22 protein-coding genes and 1 tRNA gene are annotated in these 23,509 nt (G+C 71.4%); 14 read left to right on the top strand and 9 right to left on the bottom strand.

The window, feature by feature from the left end; genetic code table 11:
• Positions 1 to 6 precede the first annotated feature (6 nt).
• Complete coding sequence (locus ACIRPU_RS17275; protein WP_403867628.1) at positions 7 to 1,251, top strand: MFS transporter; 1,245 nt, start codon at positions 7 to 9, stop codon at positions 1,249 to 1,251.
• 98 nt (positions 1,252 to 1,349) lie between these two features.
• Here ACIRPU_RS17275 and ACIRPU_RS17280 read toward each other — a convergent pair whose 3' ends face one another.
• The 3 genes from ACIRPU_RS17280 to ACIRPU_RS17290 form a co-directional block, all read right to left on the bottom strand.
• A complete protein-coding gene (locus ACIRPU_RS17280) occupies positions 1,350 to 2,183 on the bottom strand; it encodes a triphosphoribosyl-dephospho-CoA synthase (protein WP_355703636.1) in 834 nt (277 codons plus the stop codon).
• Positions 2,184 to 2,192: 9 nt separating this feature from the next.
• The gene (locus ACIRPU_RS17285; RefSeq protein WP_403867631.1) at positions 2,193 to 3,125 is read right to left on the bottom strand and encodes an intradiol ring-cleavage dioxygenase; all 933 of its coding nucleotides are present in this window, start codon (positions 3,123 to 3,125) and stop codon (positions 2,193 to 2,195) included.
• A gap of 150 nt (positions 3,126 to 3,275) precedes the next feature.
• Entirely contained in the window at positions 3,276 to 3,737 is a 462-nt protein-coding gene (locus ACIRPU_RS17290; protein ID WP_384113113.1) for an ATP-binding protein, read from the bottom strand.
• A 242-nt stretch (positions 3,738 to 3,979) separates the two neighbouring features.
• On the opposite strand from ACIRPU_RS17290, the gene ACIRPU_RS17295 reads away from it, so the two are divergent.
• From ACIRPU_RS17295 to ACIRPU_RS17335, 9 genes are all read left to right on the top strand, one after another.
• Entirely contained in the window at positions 3,980 to 4,852 is an 873-nt protein-coding gene (locus ACIRPU_RS17295) for a hypothetical protein (protein WP_403867634.1), read from the top strand.
• A gap of 126 nt (positions 4,853 to 4,978) precedes the next feature.
• On the top strand, positions 4,979 to 5,743 hold the full coding sequence (locus tag ACIRPU_RS17300) for a YcnI family protein (protein ID WP_403867637.1): 765 nt from the start codon (positions 4,979 to 4,981) through the stop codon (positions 5,741 to 5,743).
• Between the two features lie 146 nt (positions 5,744 to 5,889).
• Entirely contained in the window at positions 5,890 to 6,540 is a 651-nt protein-coding gene (locus tag ACIRPU_RS17305; RefSeq protein WP_384112500.1) for an SCO family protein, read from the top strand.
• Positions 6,537 to 7,016: a copper chaperone PCu(A)C gene (locus ACIRPU_RS17310; RefSeq protein ID WP_403867640.1), complete on the top strand. Its 480-nt coding sequence runs from the start codon at positions 6,537 to 6,539 to the stop codon at positions 7,014 to 7,016. Before ACIRPU_RS17305 ends, ACIRPU_RS17310 begins: the two co-directional genes overlap by 4 nt.
• A 13-nt stretch (positions 7,017 to 7,029) precedes the next feature.
• A complete protein-coding gene (locus tag ACIRPU_RS17315; protein ID WP_403867643.1) occupies positions 7,030 to 8,982 on the top strand; it encodes a copper resistance CopC/CopD family protein in 1,953 nt (650 codons plus the stop codon).
• Between the two features lie 8 nt (positions 8,983 to 8,990).
• Entirely contained in the window at positions 8,991 to 10,310 is a 1,320-nt protein-coding gene (gene efeB, locus ACIRPU_RS17320) for an iron uptake transporter deferrochelatase/peroxidase subunit (protein WP_403867646.1), read from the top strand.
• Between the two features lie 192 nt (positions 10,311 to 10,502).
• Positions 10,503 to 11,435 (top strand): prephenate dehydratase, encoded by a 933-nt coding sequence (gene pheA / locus ACIRPU_RS17325; RefSeq protein ID WP_403867649.1) that lies wholly within the window; start codon positions 10,503 to 10,505, stop codon positions 11,433 to 11,435.
• A 573-nt stretch (positions 11,436 to 12,008) separates the two neighbouring features.
• Entirely contained in the window at positions 12,009 to 13,286 is a 1,278-nt protein-coding gene (gene serS, locus ACIRPU_RS17330; RefSeq protein WP_403867652.1) for a serine--tRNA ligase, read from the top strand.
• On the top strand, positions 13,283 to 14,089 hold the full coding sequence (locus ACIRPU_RS17335) for an HAD family hydrolase (RefSeq protein WP_403867655.1): 807 nt from the start codon (positions 13,283 to 13,285) through the stop codon (positions 14,087 to 14,089). Before serS ends, ACIRPU_RS17335 begins: the two co-directional genes overlap by 4 nt.
• A 521-nt stretch (positions 14,090 to 14,610) precedes the next feature.
• Here ACIRPU_RS17335 and ACIRPU_RS17340 read toward each other — a convergent pair.
• The 6 genes from ACIRPU_RS17340 to ACIRPU_RS17365 all read right to left on the bottom strand — a co-directional run bounded on the left by ACIRPU_RS17340 (position 14,611) and on the right by ACIRPU_RS17365 (position 18,833).
• Positions 14,611 to 14,695, bottom strand: a tRNA-Ser gene (locus ACIRPU_RS17340).
• Positions 14,696 to 14,978: 283 nt separating this feature from the next.
• Positions 14,979 to 15,221, bottom strand: a complete 243-nt coding sequence (locus ACIRPU_RS17345; protein WP_385555630.1) for a hypothetical protein — start codon at positions 15,219 to 15,221, stop codon at positions 14,979 to 14,981.
• Positions 15,222 to 15,320: 99 nt separating this feature from the next.
• Positions 15,321 to 16,040 (bottom strand): ABC transporter permease, encoded by a 720-nt coding sequence (locus ACIRPU_RS17350; protein ID WP_355703649.1) that lies wholly within the window; start codon positions 16,038 to 16,040, stop codon positions 15,321 to 15,323.
• A 9-nt stretch (positions 16,041 to 16,049) separates the two neighbouring features.
• Complete coding sequence (locus ACIRPU_RS17355; protein WP_267019447.1) at positions 16,050 to 16,961, bottom strand: ABC transporter ATP-binding protein; 912 nt, start codon at positions 16,959 to 16,961, stop codon at positions 16,050 to 16,052.
• Positions 16,958 to 17,866 carry an ABC transporter permease subunit gene (locus ACIRPU_RS17360; RefSeq protein WP_384112475.1) on the bottom strand — a complete coding sequence of 303 codons (909 nt, stop codon included), beginning with the start codon at positions 17,864 to 17,866 and terminating at the stop codon, positions 16,958 to 16,960. The genes ACIRPU_RS17355 and ACIRPU_RS17360 overlap by 4 nt, the downstream gene beginning before the upstream one ends.
• On the bottom strand, positions 17,856 to 18,833 hold the full coding sequence (locus ACIRPU_RS17365) for an ABC transporter ATP-binding protein (RefSeq protein WP_384112506.1): 978 nt from the start codon (positions 18,831 to 18,833) through the stop codon (positions 17,856 to 17,858). Before ACIRPU_RS17365 ends, ACIRPU_RS17360 begins: the two co-directional genes overlap by 11 nt.
• Positions 18,834 to 19,082: 249 nt before the next feature.
• On the opposite strand from ACIRPU_RS17365, the gene ACIRPU_RS17370 reads away from it, so the two are divergent.
• The 4 genes from ACIRPU_RS17370 (at position 19,083) to ACIRPU_RS17385 (ending at position 23,491) form a co-directional block, all read left to right on the top strand.
• Positions 19,083 to 19,970 (top strand): M24 family metallopeptidase, encoded by an 888-nt coding sequence (locus ACIRPU_RS17370; protein ID WP_403867660.1) that lies wholly within the window; start codon positions 19,083 to 19,085, stop codon positions 19,968 to 19,970.
• Complete coding sequence (locus ACIRPU_RS17375) at positions 19,967 to 21,778, top strand: SDR family oxidoreductase (RefSeq protein ID WP_403867663.1); 1,812 nt, start codon at positions 19,967 to 19,969, stop codon at positions 21,776 to 21,778. The genes ACIRPU_RS17370 and ACIRPU_RS17375 overlap by 4 nt, the downstream gene beginning before the upstream one ends.
• Before the next feature lie 19 nt (positions 21,779 to 21,797).
• On the top strand, positions 21,798 to 22,805 hold the full coding sequence (locus ACIRPU_RS17380; RefSeq protein ID WP_403867666.1) for a MerR family transcriptional regulator: 1,008 nt from the start codon (positions 21,798 to 21,800) through the stop codon (positions 22,803 to 22,805).
• Positions 22,806 to 22,927: 122 nt separating this feature from the next.
• Positions 22,928 to 23,491, top strand: coding sequence for an RNA 2'-phosphotransferase (locus ACIRPU_RS17385; protein ID WP_403867669.1), 564 nt, complete (start codon positions 22,928 to 22,930; stop codon positions 23,489 to 23,491).
• The last annotated feature ends 18 nt before the right edge of the window (positions 23,492 to 23,509 follow it).

A 23,509-nucleotide genomic window follows, 5' to 3' on the forward strand; every position in this document is an offset into this window, starting at 1 on the left:
ATCGGTATGTCGAAGACTCGCCCACGGCGGCTGCTCGCGCTCGCCCAGTTGAGCAACTCGGTCGGGGACGGCGCGTACTACACGACGTCGGCCCTGTACTTCACGCAGGTGATCGGTCTCGCCCCCGCGCGCGTGGGCCTCGGGCTCACCCTCGGGTGGGCGGTCGGCTCGCTGGCCGGGGTGCCGCTGGGGCGACTGGCCGACCGGCGCGGGGCGCGCGGGACGGCGGTGCTGCTGGCCCTCGCGACCGGGCTCATGGTGGCCTCGTTCACCCTCGTGCGCGGGTTCGTGCCGTTCGTGCTCGTGGCGTGCGGGTACGCGGCCGCGCAGTCGGGGCTCGCGGCGGCCCGGCAGTCCCTCCTGGCCGGGCTGGTGCCCGCCGGGGAGCGGACCGGGCTGCTCGCACGGCTCCAGGCGACGCTGAACGCGGGTCTGGCGGTGGGCGCCGGGCTCGGCGGGCTCGCGCTGCACGCCGGGACCCGGGACGCGTACCTCGCGGTGTTCGTGGTCGACGCGGTGAGCTTCCTGGTGTGCGCCTCGCTGCTCACCGGGCTGCCCCGGGTGGCCCCCGGGGCCGTCCGTCCGCGCGGGAGCGGCCTGGGTGTGCTGCGGGACCGGCCGTACGCCCTGGTGGCGCTCCTGAACACCGTGCTGCTGTTGCGGATGCCGCTGCTCAGTCTGGTGCTGCCGCTGTGGATCACCGAGCGGACCGGGGCGCCCGCCTGGCTGGTCTCCGCGCTGTTCGTGCTCAACACCGCCGTGGTGACGGTGTTCCAGGTGCGGGCGGCGCGTGGCGTGACGGGGCTGGCGAGCGCCACGCGCGCGGTGCGCCGGGCGGGCTGGGTGATGTGCGCCGCGTGCGCGGTGTTCGCCCTGTCCGCGGGTGCCTCGCCGTGGGTGGCGGCGGGCGTGCTGGTGCTGGGGTCGGTGCTTCAGGTGGTCGCGGAGATGGGGCAGTCCGCGGGCTCCTGGCAGCTCTCCTTCGACCTGGCTCCGGTCGACCGCGTCGGCGAGTACCAGGGGTTGTTCGGCACCGGCGTCACGGTGGCCCGCACCCTCGGCCCGCTGGTCCTGACCTGGCTGCTGGTCGAGTGGGGCCCGTCGGGCTGGCTGCTGCTGGGCGCGGCGATGGTCGCGGCGTCGTACGCGATGGGCCCGGCGGCCCGGAAGGCCGCGGCCGACCGGACGACCGAGCCCACGGCCGCGTTGATCCCGGCGGCTGACGGCACCACAACCGTGAGGACGCCCTGAGCACGCCCCGAGCATGCCCTGCGCACGCCCTTGGACGGCCCTGAGACGGCCCGAAGAGCGCCGAGTTCGCCGTTCGCCGTCGTCGCCTTCGTCCGGGCTCAGGCCGCCCGGGTGGGGACGGCGACGGGCAGGGCGTCCACGAAGAGTGCGCCCGCCAGGAGGCCCGCGCTGCCGCGTGGGCTCCACGCGCGCGTGTGGAGATCGGCGTCGAGGTCGGTCAGGGCCGCGCGGCCTGCCGGGGTCGCCGTACCGCCCGCCTCCAGGATGCCGCGGGCGCCGGCCTGCACATGACGCAGGCCCAGGGGGCCCGCGGTGTGCAGGAGTTCGGTGTCCTGGAGCGTGGACATGACGGTGAGCAGGGCGTCGAGTCGCGCCTCGGGCTCGTCCGCGCCGGCCGAGCGGGCCGCGGCGAGCGCGTCCAGAGCCCGTCGTACGTGCGGGAATCCGGCGCGAGCCTCGCCACGGGCGCCGGCCGCGCCGTACTTCGCCGAGACCGTCGCGCCGCGCGAGGGCCGCCGTGGAGCGGCCCGGTCGGGGTGGGCGGCGATCCGCTTGGCGGTCGCGGCGACCTCGACGCCCCGCGCGCGGGTGTCGAGGGCGGCCGCCGCGACCAGCAGGCCGAGCGTCCACAGCGCACCGCGGTGCCCGCCGCCGGCGAGGCCCACCGAGTGCTCGGTGCACCTCCCGATCGCGCCCAGCTCCGCGCGGAGCCGGGGCGTGGGTTCGCCGGTGCGGCGGGCGGCCGCGGCCATCGCCGCGAGTCCGGGTGCGAGCGCCTTGGCCGACCAGCGCAGCCCGCAGTGGTCCTTGCGGGTGACGCGGGCGGCAAGGTCACGTGGGTCGGGCAGGCCCGGCTTGGGAGCCAGGGCCAGTTGCCCCGTCAGCGCGGCCACGGCGGCCTGCGCGAGCGCCTCGTCCTCACGGCTTGTCATGTCCCGACCTTATGAGGAGGCGGAGGCCGACGGGGCGTCACTCGGCGGAGTGCCCGTCGGGGCGTCGCCGCTCGGGGGCGTGCCGCCGCCTCCGCCGCCCGCGCCGGTGTTCTCGGCGTCGGGGTCGACGCCCAGGGTGATGGACCCCTTGTAGCCCTTGGACGGGTCGGCCTTGTGCACGGCCTTCAGGGTCAGCAGGCCGCTGGAGGTGCCACCGCCGTCGTAGACCATGTCGTTGTCGAGGGTGGTGTAGCTGCCGGAGTGCTTGGAGTAGGGCTCCAGGGTGAAGATCTCCTCGGCGGCGGCGTCGGGGAAGAAGAGCTGGCCGGTGTAGTTGACCTTGCCGCCCTCGTAGGTGCCGTCCTCCTTCTGGCCGCCCGTGTGCACCTTGAGGTGGATGTGGCAGGTGCGCGGGGTGTACCAGCCCGGGAAGATCGTCTCGAACTTGACGACCCCGTTGGCGTTGGCGATCTGGTAGCCACGCAGGTAGGTGCTGTCGTTGGCGGTGGAGCCGTCCTCGCTCTCCGCCGGGGCCGAACCGCCGGGGTTGGCGGTCGTGTAGCCGGAGTAGTAGCCCCAGGCGTCGCAGTGCCAGATCTCGACGGCGGCTCCGGAGACCGGCGTGCAGCCGTCGGTGGCGTCGACGACGCTGAGGCGCAGGGTCAGCGGCACACCGTTCTTGCCCTCGGTGATGTCCTTGCGCACCAAGGCGCCGTCGAGGTAGTAGGGCCCTTCCGTGACGCTCGTCATCAGCGTCATACAGCTGCTGCCGGTCGAGGTCGAGGTGGCGGACGACGACGCGCTCGCCTCGGTGTCCGCCGCCGTGTCGGCGAAGGCCGACTGGTACCCGGCGACGGCGAGCCCGCCTGCCGCGACCGTGCCGCCGGTCACCGCGAGGGCGCGGCGCCGGGTGATGGTGGGGTCTTTGTGGTTTCCCGTCATGAACATGAAGGTAGGAACGCCACCCGTCAGCGACGTGGGGGAAGGCTGAGAGGAGCCTGTGAGTGCTGAGAAGGCTGAACTTCCGCTGCCGGAAGGGCTCCTACCGTCCCTGACCGGCCAAGATCGGCGCCTGGCGCCTCCGACGCACGGTCAGACGGCCATGAGGGGAGCGTCCTTGCGCCACTTGAGGATCTTGTCGAAACTCACCACCGCGCCGCTGCGCCCCGGCTTGTTGCCGATGTGGACGTGGTCGGCGAGTTCCTGGATGAGGTAGAGGCCGCGGCCGTGCTCGGCGTAGGTGTCGCTGTGCACCGAGCGGTCGGCGCGGGAGGTGCGCCCGCCGGCGAAACCCGGCCCCGAGTCGGCGACTTCGATGCGGCACTTCTCACCGTCGAGATAGGCGGTGACGCGGTATGCCTCCGAACAGCCGCCGCGCGCGGCACCCCCGCCGTGCTCGACGGCGTTGGCACAGGCCTCGCTCAGGGCGACGGAGAGGTCGTAGCTGACGTCGGGATCGACGCCCGCCGTCTCCATCGTGCCGAGCAGCAGGCGGCGGGCGAGCGGAACGCTCGCGGCATCACGCCGCAGATGGAGTGACCACCAGATGCTCATGCTCCAGCCTCCAGGCCGCGGCTCGACATACCGATACGTATTGCCCCTCAAGGCCCTGTGTAAGCGCGAATTCCACGTGATGCCGCCCATATGGGGGATGCCCGCGGCCCTGAAATCGGTGTATGTAGGACTCAGGGTCATCAGTTGCACCAGTCACCACAGAAGGTGATCTTCCGCATCGTACGGAATCTTGTGGACCTGCCGTATGGACGCGGTGAGGCCAGTGCGATGATGAGCCCGCCATGACTGCCCCCCACAGCGAGCGCTCAAGTCGCGATCTACGGCTGCTGCGGGCCGCGGTGTTCGCCGCGGTCTGCGTCGTGCTGGCCGCTGCCGGGCACACCATGGCCTCCTGCGCCACGGTTCCGCTGTGGACGCTGGGCGCGGGATTCCTGGGCGCCCTCGCGGTCGTGGTGCCGCTCGCCGGGCGCGAGCGGTCGCTGCCGGGCATAGCGGTGCTCCTCGCGGTCGGGCAGACCGTGCTGCACACGCTGTTCGGACTCGGCCAGCACACCGCCTCCGTCACCGCCTCCGCCTCCACCACGGCGTCGGCCATGTCCGACGCCACGCTCGTCGCCCGGGCGGCCCGGCTGGTGTGCGGGGCCACGGCGGCGGCGATCAGCCCCGCCCAGGCCCAGCGGATCCTCGTCGACGCGCGGCTCTACACGAGCGGCGGCGACGGCGCCGCCGCCGCCGGGAGCGCCGCGGACATGAGCGGGATGAGCGGCATGGGGTCCGCGCACCATCCCGCGGACGCCCTGACCACCGCCGGCACGTCGATGTCCCTGCTGCCGTCACTGCCCATGCTGCTCGGCCACGTCCTCGCGGCAGTCGCCGCCGGATGGCTGCTGCGGCGCGGCGACACGGCCGTGCTGCGGCTGCTCGCCCTGTCGGCCCACGGCGTCGCCGAGGGGGCGCTCGTACGCTCCCTGCGCGGGGCGCTCGCCCTGGTGCGCGCCCTGCTCGCCGGGCTGCCCGCAGCGCCCTGGGCGGGACCGCGCGTACCGCGCACCGCCCTGCTCGCGGCGACGCCCGCACCCCGTACCACCGCACTCCAGCACTCGGTGATCAGGCGCGGACCGCCGGACGTATCCCTTCTCGTCCTCGCTGCCTGACGCGACACCAGCACTCCACCGCACCCGGGGGGAACGGCCGCTGTCGTGCGGCACGCGCGCGTGCGCACCCTCCGTGCCCACGCCTTCCTCACCCGCAGATTCACTCAGAGTGGAGTGCTCGCTGTCATGAAGGCCTCTCGTATCGCCTCCCGCGTCGCCGCCGCCGCTGCCGTCGCCGGTTCCGCCGTGCTCGTCCTGTCCTCGCCCGCCTTCGCGCACGTCAGCGTCGCCGCCGAGGGCACCGCCGCCAAGGGCGGCTACGCGGTCGTCGACTTCAAGGTTCCCAACGAGCGGGACAACGCCTCGACCACCAAGCTCGAGGTCACCTTCCCGACCGACCACCCGCTGGCCTCCGCGATGCCGGAGCCGATCAACGGCTGGAAGATCGACGTCACCAAGTCGAAGCTCGCCAAGCCCATCGAGCTGCACGGCAAGCAGATCTCCGAGGCCGTCTCCAAGATCACCTGGACCGCCACCGGCAAGGGCATCGAGGCCGGCTACTTCCAGAAGTTCCCGGTCTCCGTCGGCGCGCTCCCCGAGGACGCCGACGAACTCGTCTTCAAGGCGGTCCAGACGTACTCCAACAAGGAGGTCGTGCGCTGGATCGAGGTCCAGGAGGACGGCGCCGAGGAGCCGGAGAACCCGGCCCCGGTGCTCGCCCTGGCCGCCGCCTCCGAGGACGAGCACTCCCACGGCACGACCGCCGAGGACGCCTCCGACGAGTCCGCCGACGACGCCAAGGCGGCCGCCTCGACGACCGAGGCGGCCTCCGACTCCGACAGCAGTGACACCACCGCCCGGGTCCTCGGCGTGGTCGGCATCGTCGTCGGCGCCGCCGGTGTGGCGTACGGCGTCCTGGCCGGCCGCCGCCGGACCACGACCGAGGCCTGAGCCCCACCCCCCGCGTCGGGCGACCGCCGTCGCCCGACGCCTGCTCCTCGACGGTGCGCACCGGGGCCGTACGCACGCCCCTGTCGTACATCCCGCCCCGTACACCCCGGTGCGCGCCGGAGTTCACACATCTGGGACATTTTTCTATGCGCAAGAAGACGTTCGCCGTGGCCGCGCTGCTCGCCGCCGCCACCCTCACCCTCTCCGCCTGCGGCAGCGGCGACAGCGGCAGCAGCCCCGTCGCCGTCGTCTCCGAGGACGGCAAGCAGCAGGCCGCGACCGTGCTCGACCAGCCGTTCACCAAGCCTGACCTGGTCCTCACCGACACCCAGGGCAAGAGCTACGACCTCCGCAAGGAGACGGCGGGCCACCCGACGCTGATCTACTTCGGCTACACCAACTGCCCGGACGTCTGCCCGCTGACGATGAACAACATCGCCGTCGCCAAGAAGCAGCTGTCCCGGGCCGAGCAGGACGAACTGCGCGTCGTGTTCGTCACCACCGACCCGGACCGCGACACCCCGGCCGCGCTCGGCGCCTGGCTCAAGGGCATCGACCCGCAGGTCGTCGGCCTGACCGGGAAGTTCGCGACCATCCAGGCCGCCGCCCGCACCCTCGGCATCTCCGTCGAGGCGCCGCACAAGGACAAGAACGGCAAGACCGTCTCCACCCACGGCACCCAGGTCGTCGCCTTCTCCCCCAAGACCGACGGGGGATACCTCCTGTACGGCGAGGACGCCACCGTCGACGACTACACCAAGGACCTCCCCAAGATCGTCAAGGGCGCGAACCCGTGAGGCGTGCGAAGCCCGCCGGGCCCGTCCGGCTGCTCGCCGTGCCCGCCGCGATCATCACCGGGGCGCTGCTGCTCACAGGGTGCGGGTCGGACTCCGACGGGCGGGCCGAACTGTCCGTCCGGGCCGCCTACATCCCGCAGCCCGTCTCCGACACCATGGCCGCCGGCTTCCTGACCATCGTCAACAAGGGCGGTACGAAGGACGAGCTGACCTCCGTGACGAGCACCGCGGCGGGCACCGTCACCCTCCATGAGACCGTCGGGTCGTCGATGGAGGAGGTCACGTCCCTGGACGTGCCCGCCCACGGTCAACTCGTGTTCAAGAGCGGCGGAAACCACCTGATGTTCGAGAAGCTGAAGAGCAAGCCGGTGCGGGGCGAGACGGTGACCGTCGAACTGCACTTCGCCGCGTCCGACCCCGTCGAGGTCGAGATGCCGGTGGAGTCCGCCACGTACACCCCGAAGACCGGCCACTGAGGGAGGGACCACCTTGACGCAGACCATCGCCCCCCGCGTCCGGACGCTCGTGCTGCTGTTCCTGGCGGTCACCGGTGCGCTCCTGGCCGGCGCCGGGCCCGCATCCGCGCACGCCGCGCTGACCGGCAGCGACCCCGCGCAGGGGGTGGTGGTCGACAAGGCGCCCACACAGGTGTCGCTGACCTTCTCCGAGACCGTCTCCATGAACGACGACTCGCTGCGCGTCCTGGACCCCAAGGGCACCCGGGTCGACACCGGCAAGCCGTCCGAGGTCAGCGGCACGACCTACGCCGTGCAACTGCACTCGGGACTGCCCGACGGCACCTACACGGTGACCTACCAGGTGGTGTCCGCCGACAGCCATCCCGTCGCCGGCGCCTACACCTTCTCCATCGGCTCCCCCTCCAAGACCAGCGTCTCGGTGTCCGACCAGGGCGCCGGCGGAGGCGTCGTCGGCTGGCTCTACGGCTTCGGCCGGTACGTGTCGTACGCCGGGTTCATCGTGATGACCGGCGGGGCCGCCTTCGTGCTCGCCTGCTGGCAGCGCGGCACCGGTGTACGGGCCCTGCAGCGGCTCGTCGTCTCCGGCTGGGTCGCGATGACCGCGGCCACCCTGTTCCTGCTTCTCCTGCGCGGCTCCTACACCAGCTCCGGCAAGGTCGGCGACATCTTCGACCTCGACCTCCTCGGGGAGGTCCTCCAGACCAAGACGGGCGCGGCCCTGGTGTCGCGGCTGCTGCTGCTCGCCGCCGCCGCGCTGTTCATCGCCGTGCTCTTCGGCGCGTACGACAAGCGCGAGGGCGAGGAGAAGCGGGACCTGACCTTCGGACTCGCCATCGGCGGAACCGTCGTGGCCGCCGGGCTCGCGGCCAGCTGGGCCATGGCCGAGCACGCCTCGACCGGCCTCCAGCCCGGCATCGCGATGCCCGTCGACGTGCTGCACCTGCTGGCGGTCGCGACCTGGCTCGGCGGGCTCACCGCACTCCTCGTCGCCCTGTACCGGGCGCCCGCCGACCGCCCCGTCGAGGCCCCCGCCGCACGCCGCTTCTCCCGGCTGGCCTACAGCAGCGTCCTCGTCGTGGTCGCCACCGGCACCTACCAGTCCTGGCGCCAGCTCGGCTCCTGGTCCGCCTTCACCGACACCCGCTACGGCCAGCTGCTGCTCGTCAAGATCGGGCTCGTGGCGCTGCTCGTCGGCGTCGCGTCGATCTCGCGGCGGTGGACGGCACGGCTGGCGGACACGACGACCAAGGAAGCGGTAGGCGCGTCCGCACCCGAGAAGGAACGCGTCACGGCGTCGGCCGCGACCGGCGACACCGCCCAGCAGACGTCCGGCGACGCCCGGCCCGGCTCCGGGGACGCCAAGCGGGCCGCGCAGCTCGCCCGGCAGCGGGCCGCCGTCGACGCCACCCGACAGAAGCGGCTACGGGATTCCGACAGCCACCGCTACGGCCTGCGCCGCTCGGTGCTCGCCGAGGCCGGCGTCGCCGTCGTGCTGCTCGCCGTCACCACCGTCCTGACGTCGACCGAGCCCGGCCGTACCGAGCAGGACGCCGCCAAGGCCGGCCGGGCCTCGTCCTCGTCCTCGTCCTCGTCCTCGTCCTCCACGGGGGACTCCGCGTCGGGCGCCCTGACCCTGGACATGTCCTTCGACACCGGCGGCACGGACGGCAAGGGCGTGGTCAGCGTCGACCTCGACCCCGCGCGCACCGGCGCCAACGAGATGCACGTCTATGTGACCCGACCCAACGGCCGCGCCTTCGACGTGCCCGAGGTCAAGGTCGCCTTCACCCTCGAAGCCAAGGACATCGGGCCACTGCCCGTCACCCCCGACCACATCACGACCGGCCACTGGTCGGCGAACGGCGTGCAGATCCCCATGGCCGGCGAGTGGGAGATCTCCGTGACCGTGCGGACCTCCGACATCGACCAGGTGACCGTCTCCAAGAACGCGCAGATCGGCTGAACCGCACCATGCCCGACCAGTCCATTCCCCAGTCCCGCCCCGAGGCCCGCCCACCCGTGGATACGGAGGAGGGCGGCCCCTCGGAGACTCCTTCCCCCGTTGAGGTCTCCGAGGGGCTCACGCGGCGCAGGCTGCTCGGCACCGCCGGTGCCACCGGGCTCGCACTCGGCGCGGCCGGCGGGGCCGTCGGCTACACGGCCGCGCCCTCGCAGGCGACACCGCTGTCCTCGATCGGCGCCGACGAGGCGATGTTCCACGTGAAACATCAGCCGGGCATCACCCAGGGCCTCCAGGCCCGCGGCCATCTCATCGCCTTCGACCTCGCGCCCGGCGCGGGCCGCAAGGAGGCCGCCGCGCTGCTGCGCCGCTGGTCGGAGACGGCCCGGCGGCTGATGGCGGGCGAGGCCACCGCCACCGACGACACCGATGTGGCCCGGGACGCCGGACCCTCCGCGCTGACGGTCACCTTCGGTTTCGGCAACAACTTCTTCACCCGCACCGGCCTGGAGAAGGAGCGTCCGGCCGCCCTGGACCCGCTCCCCGACTTCTCCTCCGACCACCTCGACAAGACGCGCAGCAACGGCGACCTGTGGGTGCAGATCGGCGCGAACGACGCCCTGGTCGCCTTCCACGCCCTGCGCGCGATCCAGAAGGACGCGGGCGCGGCGGCCAAGGTCCGCTGGCAGATGAACGGCTTCAACCGGACGCCGGGCGCCACCGCCCACCCCATGACGGCCCGCAACCTGATGGGCCAGCTGGACGGCACCCGCAATCCCAAGCCGGCCGACCCGGACTTCGACCAGCGCATCTTCGTCCCCGCGGACAGCACGAAGGACCCGGCCTGGATGGCCGACGGCTCCTATGCCGTCGTACGCCGTATCCGCATGCTCCTCGACGACTGGGAGAAGCTGTCGGGCACGGCGCAGGAGCAGGTCATCGGGCGCCGCAAGGCCGACGGGGCCGCGCTGTCCGGCGGCACCGAGACGACCGCGATGGACCTGGAGAAGACCGACGCGAACGGCGATCTGGTCGTCCCCATCAACGCGCACGCCCGCATCACCCGCCCCGACCAGAACGGCGGAGCGGCCATGCTGCGGCGGCCCTTCTCGTACCACGACGGCATCGACCCGGACGGCACCCCGGACGCGGGCCTTCTGTTCGTCTGCTGGCAGGCGGACCCGCTGCGCGGCTTCGTCACCGTGCAGCGCAAGCTGGACCGCGGCGACGCCCTGTCGAAGTACATCCGCCACGAGGCGAGCGGTCTGTTCGCGGTGCCGGGCGGGGCGGCGGAGGGCGAGTACGTGGGCCAGCGCCTGCTGGAGGCGTGAACGCCGACGGCTTCAAGCCCGAGCGCCCGAAGTCCGGGACGGGCGGCCGAGGGCGGGGAGGCCGAGGGCGGGAAGACCGAGGGCGGGAAGACCGAGGGCGGGAAGTTACGCCGCCACGGGCGGATTCATTCCTGCGTGGGGCTGTCATGAGACACGTACACCTGCTTCGGCAAGGGCCATTAGGGTGAGGTCATGCCAGCGAGCTATGCGTATCTCGGCCCCGAGGGCACCTTCACGGAGGTCGCCCTGCGCACGCTTCCGGAGTCGGCCACCCGACAGCTGATCCCGTACGTGTCGGTGCAGTCCGCGCTGGACGCGGTGCGCACCGGCGAGGCCGAGGCCGCCTTCGTGCCCATCGAGAACTCCGTCGAGGGCGGGATCACCACGACCCTGGACGAGCTGGTCGCGGGCACCCCGCTGATGATCTACCGCGAGGTGCTGCTGTCGATCACCTTCGCGCTGCTGGTCCGGCCCGGCACGAAGCTCGCTGACATCAAGACGGTCTCCGCACATCCGGCCGCGCAGCCGCAGGTCCGCAACTGGTTGAAGGCGAACCTGCCGGAAGCCGCCTGGGAGTCGGCCGCCTCGAACGCGGACGCGGCCCGGCTGGTCCAGGAGGGCCGTTACGACGCCGCCTTCGCGGGCGAGTTCGCGGCCGCCCGGTACGGGCTGACCGCCCTGGAAACCGAGATCCACGATGCCGAGAACGCCCAGACCCGGTTCGTGCTGGTGGGCAGGCCTGCCCGCCCCGCAGCACCGACCGGCGCGGACAAGACCTCCGTCGTCCTGTGGCAGCGCGACGACCACCCCGGTGGCCTGCGGGACCTGCTGGGCGAGTTCGCCACCCGGGGCGTCAACCTCATGCTGCTCCAGTCCCGCCCGACCGGCGCCGGCATCGGCAACTACTGCTTCTGCATCGACGCCGAGGGGCACATCTCCGACCGCCGGATGGCCGAAGCCCTCATGGGGCTGAAGCGGATCTGCCGTGAGGTGCGCTTCCTGGGTTCGTACCCGCGTGCGGAAGTCAGCGTGGCGGACGTGGCGGCTCCGCTGCCCGGGACCTCGGACGGGGAGTTCGTGGCGGCGGCGGACTGGGTGGCGCGCTGCCAGGACGGCCGGTTCTAGAAGCCGTTCCGGCCGGTCCCAGGAGCCGTTCCGGCCGGTCCTATCTGCACATCTTCGTTATCCACAGAAGTTATCCACAGGCCTGCTTCTCGACCTGGGGACAAGTCGACAACGAAGTGCCATCCAGTCGACAAATCGCCCTACAGCGCCCCACGGCGGCCCCCACCCTCGAGGTCACCCTTCGTCCACCTGTTTCCTTCGATCAATCCTTTGGGGCGACCCATTTCCACCCGAAAGTGGGTCGGAGCCGGGTTTGAGTATGGAATTACCTGCCCCGCACGGCCGTATCGGAATGATCAATTCCAATGTCCACAGATCTTTCGCACACCCTGTGGATAACTATTCCGGAAGTGTAGGCACCTGTGGACAACGCCTCCCCCAAGTCCCCTCTCCCGCAAGGGAATCGAGTCAACGAGGCGCCCGCACCATGCCCCGTCCCAGGGAGTGAGACACTTTATATTGACACGCTGGGCAATTCACCCATAACGCAACGTAAGCCATGATTCGGAACGGGTCGCACATGCTGCGGAATGGTGTCGTGAGCCGCAACCCCGCACGGGTAGCCTTGGCCGCGTGATTGACCTTCGCCTGCTCCGTGAGGACCCCGACCGTGCGCGCGCTTCTCAGCGTGCCCGTGGAGAGGACGTCGCGCTCGTCGACTCCCTCCTGTCCGCCGACGAGCGGCGCAGGTCGTCCGGCGTCCGCTTCGACGAGCTGCGCGCCGAGCAGAGGTCGCTCGGCAAGCTCATCCCCAAGGCCTCCGCGGACGAGAAGGCCGAGCTTCTGAAGAAGGCGAGCCAGCTCGCCGCCGACGTCAAGGTGGCCGACGCCGAGCGCGACGCCGCCGACACCGAGACCCAGGAGCTCCTCCAGCGGCTCGGCAACCTCGTGCACCCGGACGTGCCCGTGGGCGGCGAGGAGGACTTCGTCACCCTCGAGACGCACGGCGCGATCCGCGACTTCGGCGCCGAGGGCTTCGAGCCCAAGGACCACCTGGAGCTCGGCCAGATCCTCGGCGCGATCGACGTCGAGCGCGGCGCGAAGGTCTCCGGCTCCCGCTTCTACTTCCTCACCGGCGTCGGCGCCCTGCTCGAGCTGGCCCTGGTCAACGCGGCGATCGCCCAGGCCACGGCCGCCGGCTTCACGCCGATGCTCACCCCGGCCCTGGTGCGCCCCCAGTCCATGGCGGGCACCGGCTTCCTCGGCCAGGCGGCCCAGGACGTCTACCACCTCGACAAGGACGACCTCTACCTGGTCGGCACCTCCGAGGTCGCCCTCGCCGCGTACCACATGGACGAGATCATCGACGCGGACCGGCTCCCGCTGCGCTACGCGGGCTTCTCGCCCTGCTTCCGCCGCGAGGCCGGCTCGCACGGCAAGGACACCAAGGGCATCTTCCGCGTCCACCAGTTCGACAAGGTCGAGATGTTCTCGTACGTCAAGCCCGAGGACTCGCAGGCCGAGCACCAGCGCCTGCTGGCCTGGGAGAAGCAGTGGCTGTCCGCGCTGGAGCTGCCGTTCCGGGTCATCGACGTCGCCTCCGGTGACCTCGGCTCCTCGGCCGCCCGCAAGTTCGACTGCGAGGCGTGGATCCCGACCCAGGGCAAGTACCGCGAGCTGACCTCGACCTCGGACTGCACCGAGTTCCAGTCCCGCCGGCTGTCGATCCGCGTCCGCGAGGGCAAGCAGGTCCGCCCGCTGGCCACGCTCAACGGCACGCTGTGCGCCGTCCCGCGCACGATCGTCGCGATCCTGGAGAACCACCAGCAGGCCGACGGTTCCGTGTACGTGCCCGAGGTGCTGCGCCCGTACCTCGGCGGCCGGGAGATCCTGGAGCCGGTGGCCAAGTGACCGCCGCGTTCCCCTACCGCCTGATCGCGACCGACCTCGACGGGACGCTGCTGCGCTCCGACGAATCGATCTCGCAGCGCACCCGTGACGCCCTCGCCGCCGCCACCGCGGCGGGGGCCGCGCACATCGTGGTGACGGGCCGCGGGGTCCCCTGGACCCGGCACATCCTCGACGACCTCGGCTACGACGGCCTCGCGGTCTGCGGCCAGGGCGCCCAGGTCTACGACGCCGGCGCGCACCGCCTGCTGACCTCGGTGACCCTGGACCGTCAGCTCGCCGGTGTGGCGCTGGCCAAGATCGAGGCGGAGGTCGGCCCGCTGTACCTGGCGGCCAGCCGCGACGGCCTGGACGGCGATGTGCTGGTCGGCCCCGGTTACGCGGTCACCGGCGCCCTGCCGTCGACGCCGTTCACGGACGCGTCCGACCTCTGGTCCGCGCCGCTGAGCAAGATCTACATACAGCATCCCGAGTTGTCGGACGACGTGCTGGCCGCGGCGGCCCGGCGGGCGGCGGGCGGCTTCGTCACGGTCGCGATGGCGGGCGCGGGCATCGTGGAGCTGCTCCCCCTGGGCCTCTCCAAGGCCACGGGCCTCTCCCTCGCGGCCCGCCGCCTGGGCCTGAAGGCCGCCGACACGATCGCCTTCGGCGACATGCCCAACGACATCCCGATGTTCGCCTGGGCGTCCCGCGGCGTAGCCATGGCCAACGCCCACGAGGAACTGAAGGCCGTGGCCGACGAGGTGACCACCTCCAACGACGATGACGGCATCGCCGAAACCCTGGAAAGCATGATGCCCGCCTAGGCATTACGGGGGGGCTCATCCGCACCCACGCCAGTCCGAGGGTCTGGCGGAACCCCCACGAAAACGCACCGCCCGCCGCGAACCGCCGCAGGCGGCAGAAACCCGGAGACGCGACCACGGGGCCGCGCCGATCGCCGTAAGCAATCAGGGACCTACGCACGGGTCACAGACGCAACGGCCGCGCCGATCGCCGCAGCCAATCCGGACTGTACGCACGGGGGCGCAGGCGCAACAGGCAGCTGATCACCACAGGCGATCAAGGCCACAGGCGCGCGGGACGCGGACGCGGGCGCTACAGGCAGCCGATCACCGTAGGCGATCAAAGGCGCAGGGCGCGGGGCGTGGGCGCAACAGGCGGCCGATCGCCGCAGGCGATCAGGGGCGCGGGGGCGCAGGGGCGCAGGGGGGCGGGCGCGACAGGCGGCCGATCGCCGCAGGCGATCAGGGGCGCGGGGAACTGCGCGACCAGCCACGACGGACCCGCACCCGCACTCCCGCCAAGTCCCAGTGACAACGCCTCGCGGAGGATGCACGGATCGAACGTGCGCGGGGTTGCCCCCGACCACGGCTTAGCAAGCCGGTGCCTTGCCTCTCGGCCAATCCTCCGGGTGGGCGGCCCACGCGAGAGCGACATTCGCGTGCTCGAAGCGGCCGCCCCGGGCAGCTCCCCTGTACGGAACGGATTCGACGGAGGGCTAACTACTCCGGAACCCGTCCCCGGCTGCCCTGAAGGGAACTCGACGGACTGCCGTGCATGGACATCGTCGAGCTCCTCCCAGTCTGTGGCGCCGGATCCCTTCCGGCCCCGCGGGTACAACCACTGTGCCCGGGGGACGAGTTGGGCGCCACCGAATAAAACGCCCGTGCGAGGACCGAGGCCGGGCGACTGCTACCGGCGGCGCCACCTGCGTCGACGTGCCTTGCTGAAGAACCAGCCCGCGGGCGGGTCGTCGGAGCGCCAGGGCTGCGGCTCGGGCTCCTCCGCCCGCCAGCGTGCGGCGAGCATCCGGGCCCGGGCGGACGGTTCGGACGTCTCGGCGGACCGTATGAAGTCCTCGTCCAGGACGAGGTCGTTCCAGACCTCTCCCTCGGACCGCTCGCGACCGCCGCTCGACGTATCGTCGTCCGCCATCCCCGTCCTCCTGGTCCTGTCCGTTCCGCTCAGTGTGCCGGGGGGCAGGTGAAGCCACCGTCAAGGACGGGCGCCCCGCTCCGCCCCCGGCGGGGTCGGTCACTCCTCGCCGGCGAGCGTCAGCGCCCGCAGCTTCTGTCCCGCGTACCAGGTGGCCAGCACGGTCACCACGACCAACAGGACCGTCGCCGTGGTCAGTCCGACGTCCGAGGTGACGAAGTCACCGCCCGCCACCTTGTGGGCGACGGCCAGCGACCACTGCTGGATGCTGAGCGTGCGCGCACCCGGTACCAGGGAGCCGAACAGTGCCTCCCAGACGAGGGCGTAGACGAGGCCGAAGACCACCGCGTGCCGGGACACCGTGCCCAGCAGCAGGAAGACCGCCGCGTAGGCGATGGAGGAGACCAGCGCGGCCACCGTGTAGGCGACGGCGATCTGCTGGCCGTTGCCGTTGAGGATGAAGCCGGCGATGAGCGTGGGCAACGCCGAGAACACCATCGTCACCGCGACCGCCACGATCAGCTTGGTGAAGATGATCGTCGGCCGCTTCAGCGGCTTGGACAGCAGGTACACCACGGAGCCGTCGTCGATCTCCGGGCCGATCGCGCCCGTGCCCGCGATGACGCCGATGATCGGCACCATCGTGGCGAGCGCGAGCCCGCCGAGCAGGTCGGACGCCGTCTGGTCGTCGGCGCCGGCGAGGCCGCGCACCACCACGGAGATCGCGATGAGCAGCAGGGGCAGGGCGCCCAGGATGAGGGCCCGGCGACGGCCGAGCAGGGCCCGGTACGTGAGCCGGGCGACTGTGGGGTCGTACATCAGGGCCTCCTACGCCGCGACCAGGTAAGAGAACACGGACTCGAGGGACTCGTCGGACGGCGAGACCGTCAGCAGCCGGATGCCATGGTCCCTGGCGACCCTGGGCAGCAGCGCGGTGAAGCGGCCGAAGTCGACGGCCTGGATACGCAAGGCGCCCTCGGCGAGGTCGACTTCGATGCCGGACGTCGACGGGTCGGCGATCAGCGCGGCCGCGAGAGCGCGGTCGTCGCTGGAACGCACCAGGTAGCGGTGCGGGCGGTCGGTCATCAGACGGCGGATCCTGCGGAAGTCGCCGCTGGCCGCGTGCCTGCCCGCGACGACGACCTCGATGTGCCAGGCGAGTTGCTCGACCTCTTCGAGGATGTGCGACGAGAACAGCACGGTGCGGCCCTCGTCGCCCATGCGCCGCAGCAGGTCCATGAGCTGCATGCGCTGGCGCGGGTCCATGCCGTTGAAGGGCTCGTCGAGCAGCAGCAGCGACGGGTCGTGGACCAGGGCGGACGCCATCTTCACGCGCTGGCGCATGCCCTTGGAGTACGTGGAGATCTTGCGGTCCTGCGCGTACTCCATCTCGACCGTGGCCAGTGCCTTCTGCGCGGCCTTGGCGCCCAGGCCGTGCAACTCGGCGTTGGCGACGACGAATTCGCGGCCGGTGAGGAAGTCGTACATCGCCTCGCGCTCGGGGACGATGCCGATGTGCTGGTAGATCTCCTCGTTGCGCCAGACGGGCCGGCCGTCGAGGGTGACCGTGCCGGTGGAGGGGGCGAGGAAGCCGCCCATCATGTTGATGAGGGTGGACTTTCCGGCGCCGTTGGGGCCGAGCAGGCCGGTGACCCCGGGGCCGATGGTCATGGTGATGTCGTTGACGGCGACCACGTTGCCGAACCAGCGGGAGACGTGGTCGATGCTGAGCGTGGTCACAGTCCGACCCTTCGGTAGCGGCGCATCAGGAGGCCGTAGCTCGCGGCGATGAGACCGAGGACGACGAGGACGTAGACGGCGCCCTCCCCGTCGGAGGGGCCGATCCCGCCCGGGAAGGCGGAGGTGGCGCCCAGGAACGCGGACTGCACGCCGTCGATGAGGGTGACCGGCGAGAACAGGCCGATCCAGGGAATGGAACCGGTGCTGTTCTGCGCGTCGGCGATGGCCTGGAGCGTGGAGACGGCGCCGTAGGAGATGGTCAGGACGGCGATGACGGCGGCGATGCCGAAGCCGCGCCGCGGGGTCACCGAGGCGATGACCAGGCCGAGGCCGGCGAAGAGCAGCGAGAGCAGGGCCACGGAGACGAGTCCTTGAGCGAATCCCTCGGTCTGGTCGGCGAAGTCGAGCTTGGCCAGCAGCGCGCCGATGTACAGCACCAGCAGCGGGGCCGCGGTGAGGACGAAGAGCGCCGAGGCCAGCGCCGCGAACTTCGCCAGTACGTAGTCCGAGGTCTCGATGGGCCGCGAGAAGTACAGCGGCACGGTCTTGAAGCGGAGGTCGCGCGAGACGGACTGGGGCGCCTGCGAGGCGACGTACAGGCTGATGACGGCCTGCATGATGATCGCGTACCGCGTGTAGTCCACGGGAAGTTCGTGGGCCTTCGTGGCGACCGCGACGGCGACCATGATCGCCGCGGGCACGCACATCACCACGAAGAGAAGCATCGGCAGCACCTTCGACTTCACCGAGCGGCCGAGGCCGTAGGCGCCGCGCAGGGACTGCGAGTAGAGGGAGCGGCGGGCGTAGGCGCGGCCCAGACGGGGGCCGTCGTAGCTGCGGTAGCCGATGTTGTGGATACGGGTCTGGTCACCCGAGGGGGCGGTGACCGGGTGTTCAACTGCCATGGCCGACGGCCTCCTTCCGCTGCTGGTCGTTGCTGGCGTCGCTGTCCGTGAAGACCTCGGAGATGTGGTGCCTGCGCTGTTCCATGCGCACCAGGCCGAGGCCGAGGTCGGCGACCACGTCCCGGACGACGTCGTAGGTGTCCTCGCTCTGCGCGGTCAGCAGCAGGACGTGGCCGGCGCCCGGCAGGCCGCTGTTGCCGTCCAGAACCTCCACCCCGCGCGCGTGCAGCGCCTCGCGGACCGCGCGGGTGCCGTCCGGGTGGTCGTCGGTGTCGGTGACCTCGATCGCGAGGGTGGTGGTGGTCTGTGTGAAGTCGGTGGTGGAGCTGGAGCGCAGGAGCTTGCCGCCGTCGACGACCACGACGTGGTCGCAGGTGCGCTCCAGTTCGCCCAGCAGGTGGGAGGTGACCAGGACCGAGATGCCGAAGTCGGTGTGGATACGGCGGATCAGGCCCAGCATCTCGTCACGGCCGACCGGGTCGAGGCCGTTGGTCGGTTCGTCCAGGAAGACCAGCTGCGGGTCGTGGACGAGGGCCTGGGCGAGTTTCACCCGCTGCTTCATGCCGGTGGAGTAGCCGCCGATGGGGCGGTAGCGCTCCTCGTACAGGCCGACATGACGCAGGGTGTCCGCGGTGCGCTCACGCGCGGCGGTGGGCGGCAGGCCGGACATCCGGGCCATGTGCACGACGAACTCGGTGGCCGAGACGTCGGGCGGCAGGCAGTCGTGCTCCGGCATGTAGCCGACCCGCTCGCGGATGTCGGCGCCCCTGCTCGCGACGTCGAGGCCGAGCACCTCGGCTCGGCCCTCCGTGGCGGGCGACAGACCCAGAAGGATCTTGATCAATGTGGACTTGCCGGCCCCGTTGGCTCCGACGAGGCCGGTCACACCGGGCCCGACGTCCACAGAGAGCCGGTCAAGAGCGGTCACCCGGGGGAACCGCTTGCTCAGGCTTTCGGTCGCGATCACAGTCACGTCATCGAAATTAGTGACGCACGCCACGAAAATCGTCAGACCTCAGAGCCGTCTTCGCATCAGACCTCAGATGTACGGGTCCGTAGGGGATGCAGTGCCTGAGAGCTACGGGGGCGGCGACGGCGGGTTTTCCACAGGCCCCGAACCCTCCTATTGACGCGGCCTCTAACAACTGTCACATTCGGCGATGTCAAGTTACGGACACGTAGCGCAGTCGACGAGGACTGGCGGGGACGGGGTGGCATGACGACGGCACCGACGGCAGGGACACGCGAACTCTCCGCCGAGCTGCGGGGATTCAGACGGGTGCAGCGGCTGGCGTACGACTGCGCGCAGGCCGTGGCCGCCGAACTGCGACCGGGTGTGACGGAGCGCGAGGCGGCGCGGATGCAGCGGGAGTGGCTGCGCGAGCGGGGCGTGCGCGACTGGTTCCACCTGCCGTTCGCCTGGTTCGGGGACCGCACGGCGTTCACCGGCTTCCGCGTCCCGTTGCAGTTCTTCCCCACCGACCGCCGGCTGGAGCCGGGGATGCCGTTCATCCTCGACCTGGCGCCGGTGTACCAGGGGTACACGGCGGACATCGGCTACTCGGGCGCGCTCGGCGCCCATCCCGTGCAGGAGCGCCTGATGGCCGACCTGGCGGCACACCGGGAGCTGATCCTGCGCGAGGTGCGCGAGCGGCGGTCGCTGCGCGAGATCTACGCCGACGTGGACCGCCTCATGGTCCGCCAGGGCTACGCCAACCGGCACCGCGCGTATCCCTTCGGCGTGATCGCCCACAAGGTGGACCGGGTCAGGGAGCGCCGCTTCTCGCCCCGCCTGTTCGGGTTCGGCACGCAGTCCCTCAAGGGCCTGCTGTCCGACGCGCTGCACGGCCACCGGGAGGGCTGGTCGCCGCTGTGGTCGCCGTACCGCTTCTCCGACCATCCGCCGCGGCCGGGCCTGTGGGCGGTCGAACCCCACCTCGGGTTCCGGGGCACGGGCGCGAAGTTCGAGGAGATCCTCGTCGTGACCGACTCCGAGGATCCCGAGGAGAGCGCCTTCTGGCTGGACGACGACCTGCCGCACGTGCGGGGCTGGGCGAGGGCGGGAACGACGACGGACACGGCAGGGAAGGCGGAGGGGAAGTGACGTTGCCAGAGGGTGCGCGTGAGCGGCGGGTGCGGACCGGCGGGATCGAACTGTGCGTGGCCGAGCTGGGGGACCCCGGTCGGCCGACGGTCGTTCTGGTGCACGGCTATCCGGACAGCAAGGAGGTGTGGTCCGAGGTCGCGTCCCGGCTGGCGGACCGCCACGGCTTCCATGTGGTGCTGTACGACGTCCGGGGGCACGGCCGTTCCAGCGCGCCCGAGCCGCTGCGGGGCGGGTTCACCCTGGAGAAGCTCACGGACGACTTCCTGGCGGTCGTCGACGCGGTCAGCCCGGACCGGCCGGTGCACCTCGTGGGACACGACTGGGGCTCGGTGCAGTCGTGGGAGTTCGTGACCGTCGAGCGCACCAGGGGCCGCATCGCTTCCTTCACCTCGATGTCCGGGCCGTCCCTCGACCACTTCGGCCACTGGATCAACAAGCGTCTGACCAGGCCGACTCCGCGCCGGGTCGGTCAACTCCTCGGCCAGGGCGCCAAGTCCTGGTACGTGTACCTGCTGCACACCCCCGCCCTGCCCGAGCTGGCCTGGCGTGGTCCGCTCGGCAAGCGCTGGCCGGGCATCCTGCGGCGGATCGAGAAGGTACCCGTCGGCGACTACCCGACGCCGTCGCTGAGTTCGGACGCGGCGCACGGTGCCTGGCTGTACCGGGACAACGTACGGCCCCGCCTGCGTCACCCGCGTGCGGACGCGTACGCCCACGCGCCCGTGCAGCTCATCACGCCTTCGGGGGACCGGTTCCTGTCGGAGCGGTTGTACGACGAACTGGAGCACTGGGTGCCGCGGTTGACCCGGCGCACCCTCCCGGCCGGGCACTGGATCCCGCGCACCCGACCCGACCGGCTCGCCTCCTGGATCGACGACTTCGTCCTGTCGGTCGAGAAGGAGCGGGAGGCCGAGGCGGCGGGAGAGGCCCCGGGGGACGGCGTGGCCGGGCCGGTGCGCCAGGCCGCCACCGGCCGGTACGCCGAGCGCTTCGGCGGTCAGCTGGTGCTGGTCACCGGTGCGGGCAGCGGCATCGGGCGGGCCACGGCGTTCGCGTTCGCCGAAGCGGGCGCCCGGGTGATCGCCGTCGACCGGGACGCCGAGAGCGCGGCCCGCACCGCCGAGATGTCGCTTCTGATCGGCGCGCCCGAGGCCCGGGCGGAGGCGGTGGACGTCTCCGACGAGCAGGCGATGGAGAAACTCGCGGCGAAGGTCCACGCGGAACACGGTGTGGTGGACGTGCTGGTGAACAACGCGGGCATCGGACTGTCGGGCTCGTTCTTCGACACGACGCCCGAGGACTGGCGCAGGGTCCTGGACGTCAACCTGTGGGGCGTCATCCACGGTTGCCGTCTCTTCGGCCGGCAGATGGCCGAGCGGGGGCAGGGCGGCCACATCGTCAACACCGCCTCGGCGGCCGCCTACCAGCCGTCCAAGGCGCTGCCCGCCTACAGCACCTCCAAGGCGGCGGTCCTGATGCTGAGCGAGTGCCTGCGCGCGGAACTGGCCGGCCAGGACATCGGCGTCACCGCGATATGCCCCGGCCTGGTGAACACCAACATCACCGCCACGGCGACGTTCGTGGGAGTGGACGCGCAGGAGGAGCGACGCCGCCAGAAACGCTCCACGCGCGTGTACGGGCTGCGGAACTACCCGCCGGAGAAGGTCGCGGACGCCATCCTGCGGGCGGTCGCGCTCAACAAGGCGATGGTGCCGGTCACCCCGGAGGCGCGGGGCTCGTATGCGCTGTCGCGTTTCCTGCCCAGGGCGTTGCGGGCGCTGGCGCGGGTGGGACCGCCCCTGTGAGCCGCCGCACGGCCCCGCAATGCCCGCCGGCGCACTCGGCATCCACCACGGCAACGACCGTCGGGGGGCGGACGACTTGACCACCGGCCCGCCCGCCCGGCCCCCGTACCGGATAGAGACGCTCGCCCATCTCACCGGCACCACCGTCCGCACCATCCGCGCCTACCAGGACCGTGGTCTGCTCCCCCGCCCCGAGCGCCAGGGGCGGGCCAACCACTACTCCGACGCCCATCGCACCCGCCTCCACCAGATCGCCGATCTCCTCGACCGCGGCTACACCCTCGCCTCCATCAAGGAACTCCTGGACGCCCACGACACCGGCCGTGGCCTGGGCGGTGTCCTGGGGCTGGTCGCCGAGGTCGACGGTCCGTGGACCGACGAGGAGCCCTCCCGCGTCTCCCGCACCGACCTGGCCGCCCGCTTCGGCGGCACCGCCGACGACACGGCGATCGCCGACGCCGTGGCACTCGGCGTACTGGAACCCGTCCTCGGCGAGGAGGACGTCTTCCTCGTGCCCAGCCCCCAAGAGCTCGCGGTGGCGGTGGAGTTGCATGCCGCCGGGGTACCACTCGGCGCGATCACCGCCCATCTGCGGGAGTTGAGGGGGCAGGTCGAGCAGATCGCCGCCCGTTTCCTGGAGTTCACCACCGAGCACGTCTTCGCGCGCTATCTCGACGGACCGCATCGCCCGAGCGACGCGGACGCGTCCGAGGCGGCCTCGCTCGTCCGACGGCTGCGCCCGCTCGCCCGGCAGACCGTGGACGCCGAACTGGCTCGGGCCATGCGCCTGTTCGCCGGACATCACCTGCGCCGGCACCTCGGCGCGGGTGCCCCCCCGCCACCCCCGTCGGGGACGCGGACGGTCCCGGTCCCGGTGGAGACGATGCGGGCCGTGGAGAGGCTCGTTGGACCGGAGCGGGCTGCGGACTTTCTCGCGCTCGCGGCCGAACGAGAGGTGCGCGCCCGGGCCTTGGACGGTCTGGTCTCAAGTCATGGGGCGTCAGATGATCTTGAGGAAGAGAGCTGAGAGGACGGCCAGTTGTCCACAGAAACGCCAACTGGGCTGTGGATAACTACAGTTGGCTGTGGACCAAACCTCGGCCCCAAAACAAAGTGCGTGATCTGCGTCTCTCGCGTCATGCTGAGCGGATGAACGAAATGGACAGGGACGAGAGACGCACCGTGAAGGTGTCGAAGTACCTCTCGAAACACCTGCGGCACCAGCCCGAGCGGATCGGCCTCACGCTCGACGAGGCCGGCTGGGTGGAGATCGACGAGCTGATCGCGGCCTGCGCCGCGCACGGCTTCCACTTCACCCGTGACGAGCTGGACCACGTCGTCGCCGCCAACGACAAGAAGCGCTTCGCGATCGACGGCACCCGGATCCGCGCCAGCCAGGGCCACAGCGTCGAGATCGACCTCGGGCTGCCCCCGGCGACCCCGCCCGCGTACCTCTACCACGGGACCGTGAGCCGCTCCCTGGACGCGATCCGCGCCGAGGGGCTGCTGCCCATGAACCGGCACGACGTGCACCTCTCGGCCGACCGGGAGACCGCGACCCGGGTCGGGGCGCGCCGGGGCCGCCCCGTGGTCCTCGCCGTCGACGCGGGAGCCATGCACCGCGACGGCCACGTCTTCCACGTCAGCGCGAACGGGGTGTGGCTGACGAAGGCCGTGCCCTCGCGATACCTGCGCTTTCCGGAACAGCACTGAGGCGACCTAGGCGCGTCC

The organism is Streptomyces sp. NPDC102259 (assembly GCF_044766465.1).
Taxonomy (GTDB): domain Bacteria; phylum Actinomycetota; class Actinomycetes; order Streptomycetales; family Streptomycetaceae; genus Streptomyces.

Bases quoted from the DNA above. Each gene is read 5' to 3' on its own strand.
- efeB (WP_403867646.1), top strand. From the start codon at position 8,991: ATGCCCGACCAGTCCATTCCCCAGTCCCGCCCCGAGGCCCGCCCACCC.
- ACIRPU_RS17300 (WP_403867637.1), top strand. From the start codon at position 4,979: ATGAAGGCCTCTCGTATCGCCTCCCGCGTCGCCGCCGCCGCTGCCGTC.
- pheA (WP_403867649.1), top strand. From the start codon at position 10,503: ATGCCAGCGAGCTATGCGTATCTCGGCCCCGAGGGCACCTTCACGGAG.
- ACIRPU_RS17305 (WP_384112500.1), top strand. From the start codon at position 5,890: ATGCGCAAGAAGACGTTCGCCGTGGCCGCGCTGCTCGCCGCCGCCACC.
- ACIRPU_RS17370 (WP_403867660.1), top strand. From the start codon at position 19,083: ATGACGACGGCACCGACGGCAGGGACACGCGAACTCTCCGCCGAGCTG.
- ACIRPU_RS17290 (WP_384113113.1), bottom strand. From the start codon at position 3,737: ATGAGCATCTGGTGGTCACTCCATCTGCGGCGTGATGCCGCGAGCGTT.
- ACIRPU_RS17350 (WP_355703649.1), bottom strand. From the start codon at position 16,040: ATGTACGACCCCACAGTCGCCCGGCTCACGTACCGGGCCCTGCTCGGC.
- ACIRPU_RS17360 (WP_384112475.1), bottom strand. From the start codon at position 17,866: ATGGCAGTTGAACACCCGGTCACCGCCCCCTCGGGTGACCAGACCCGT.
- ACIRPU_RS17345 (WP_385555630.1), bottom strand. From the start codon at position 15,221: ATGGCGGACGACGATACGTCGAGCGGCGGTCGCGAGCGGTCCGAGGGA.
- ACIRPU_RS17380 (WP_403867666.1), top strand. From the start codon at position 21,798: ATGCCCGCCGGCGCACTCGGCATCCACCACGGCAACGACCGTCGGGGG.
- ACIRPU_RS17275 (WP_403867628.1), top strand. From the start codon at position 7: ATGTCGAAGACTCGCCCACGGCGGCTGCTCGCGCTCGCCCAGTTGAGC.
- ACIRPU_RS17285 (WP_403867631.1), bottom strand. From the start codon at position 3,125: ATGACGGGAAACCACAAAGACCCCACCATCACCCGGCGCCGCGCCCTC.
- ACIRPU_RS17295 (WP_403867634.1), top strand. From the start codon at position 3,980: ATGACTGCCCCCCACAGCGAGCGCTCAAGTCGCGATCTACGGCTGCTG.
- ACIRPU_RS17385 (WP_403867669.1), top strand. From the start codon at position 22,928: ATGAACGAAATGGACAGGGACGAGAGACGCACCGTGAAGGTGTCGAAG.
- ACIRPU_RS17280 (WP_355703636.1), bottom strand. From the start codon at position 2,183: ATGACAAGCCGTGAGGACGAGGCGCTCGCGCAGGCCGCCGTGGCCGCG.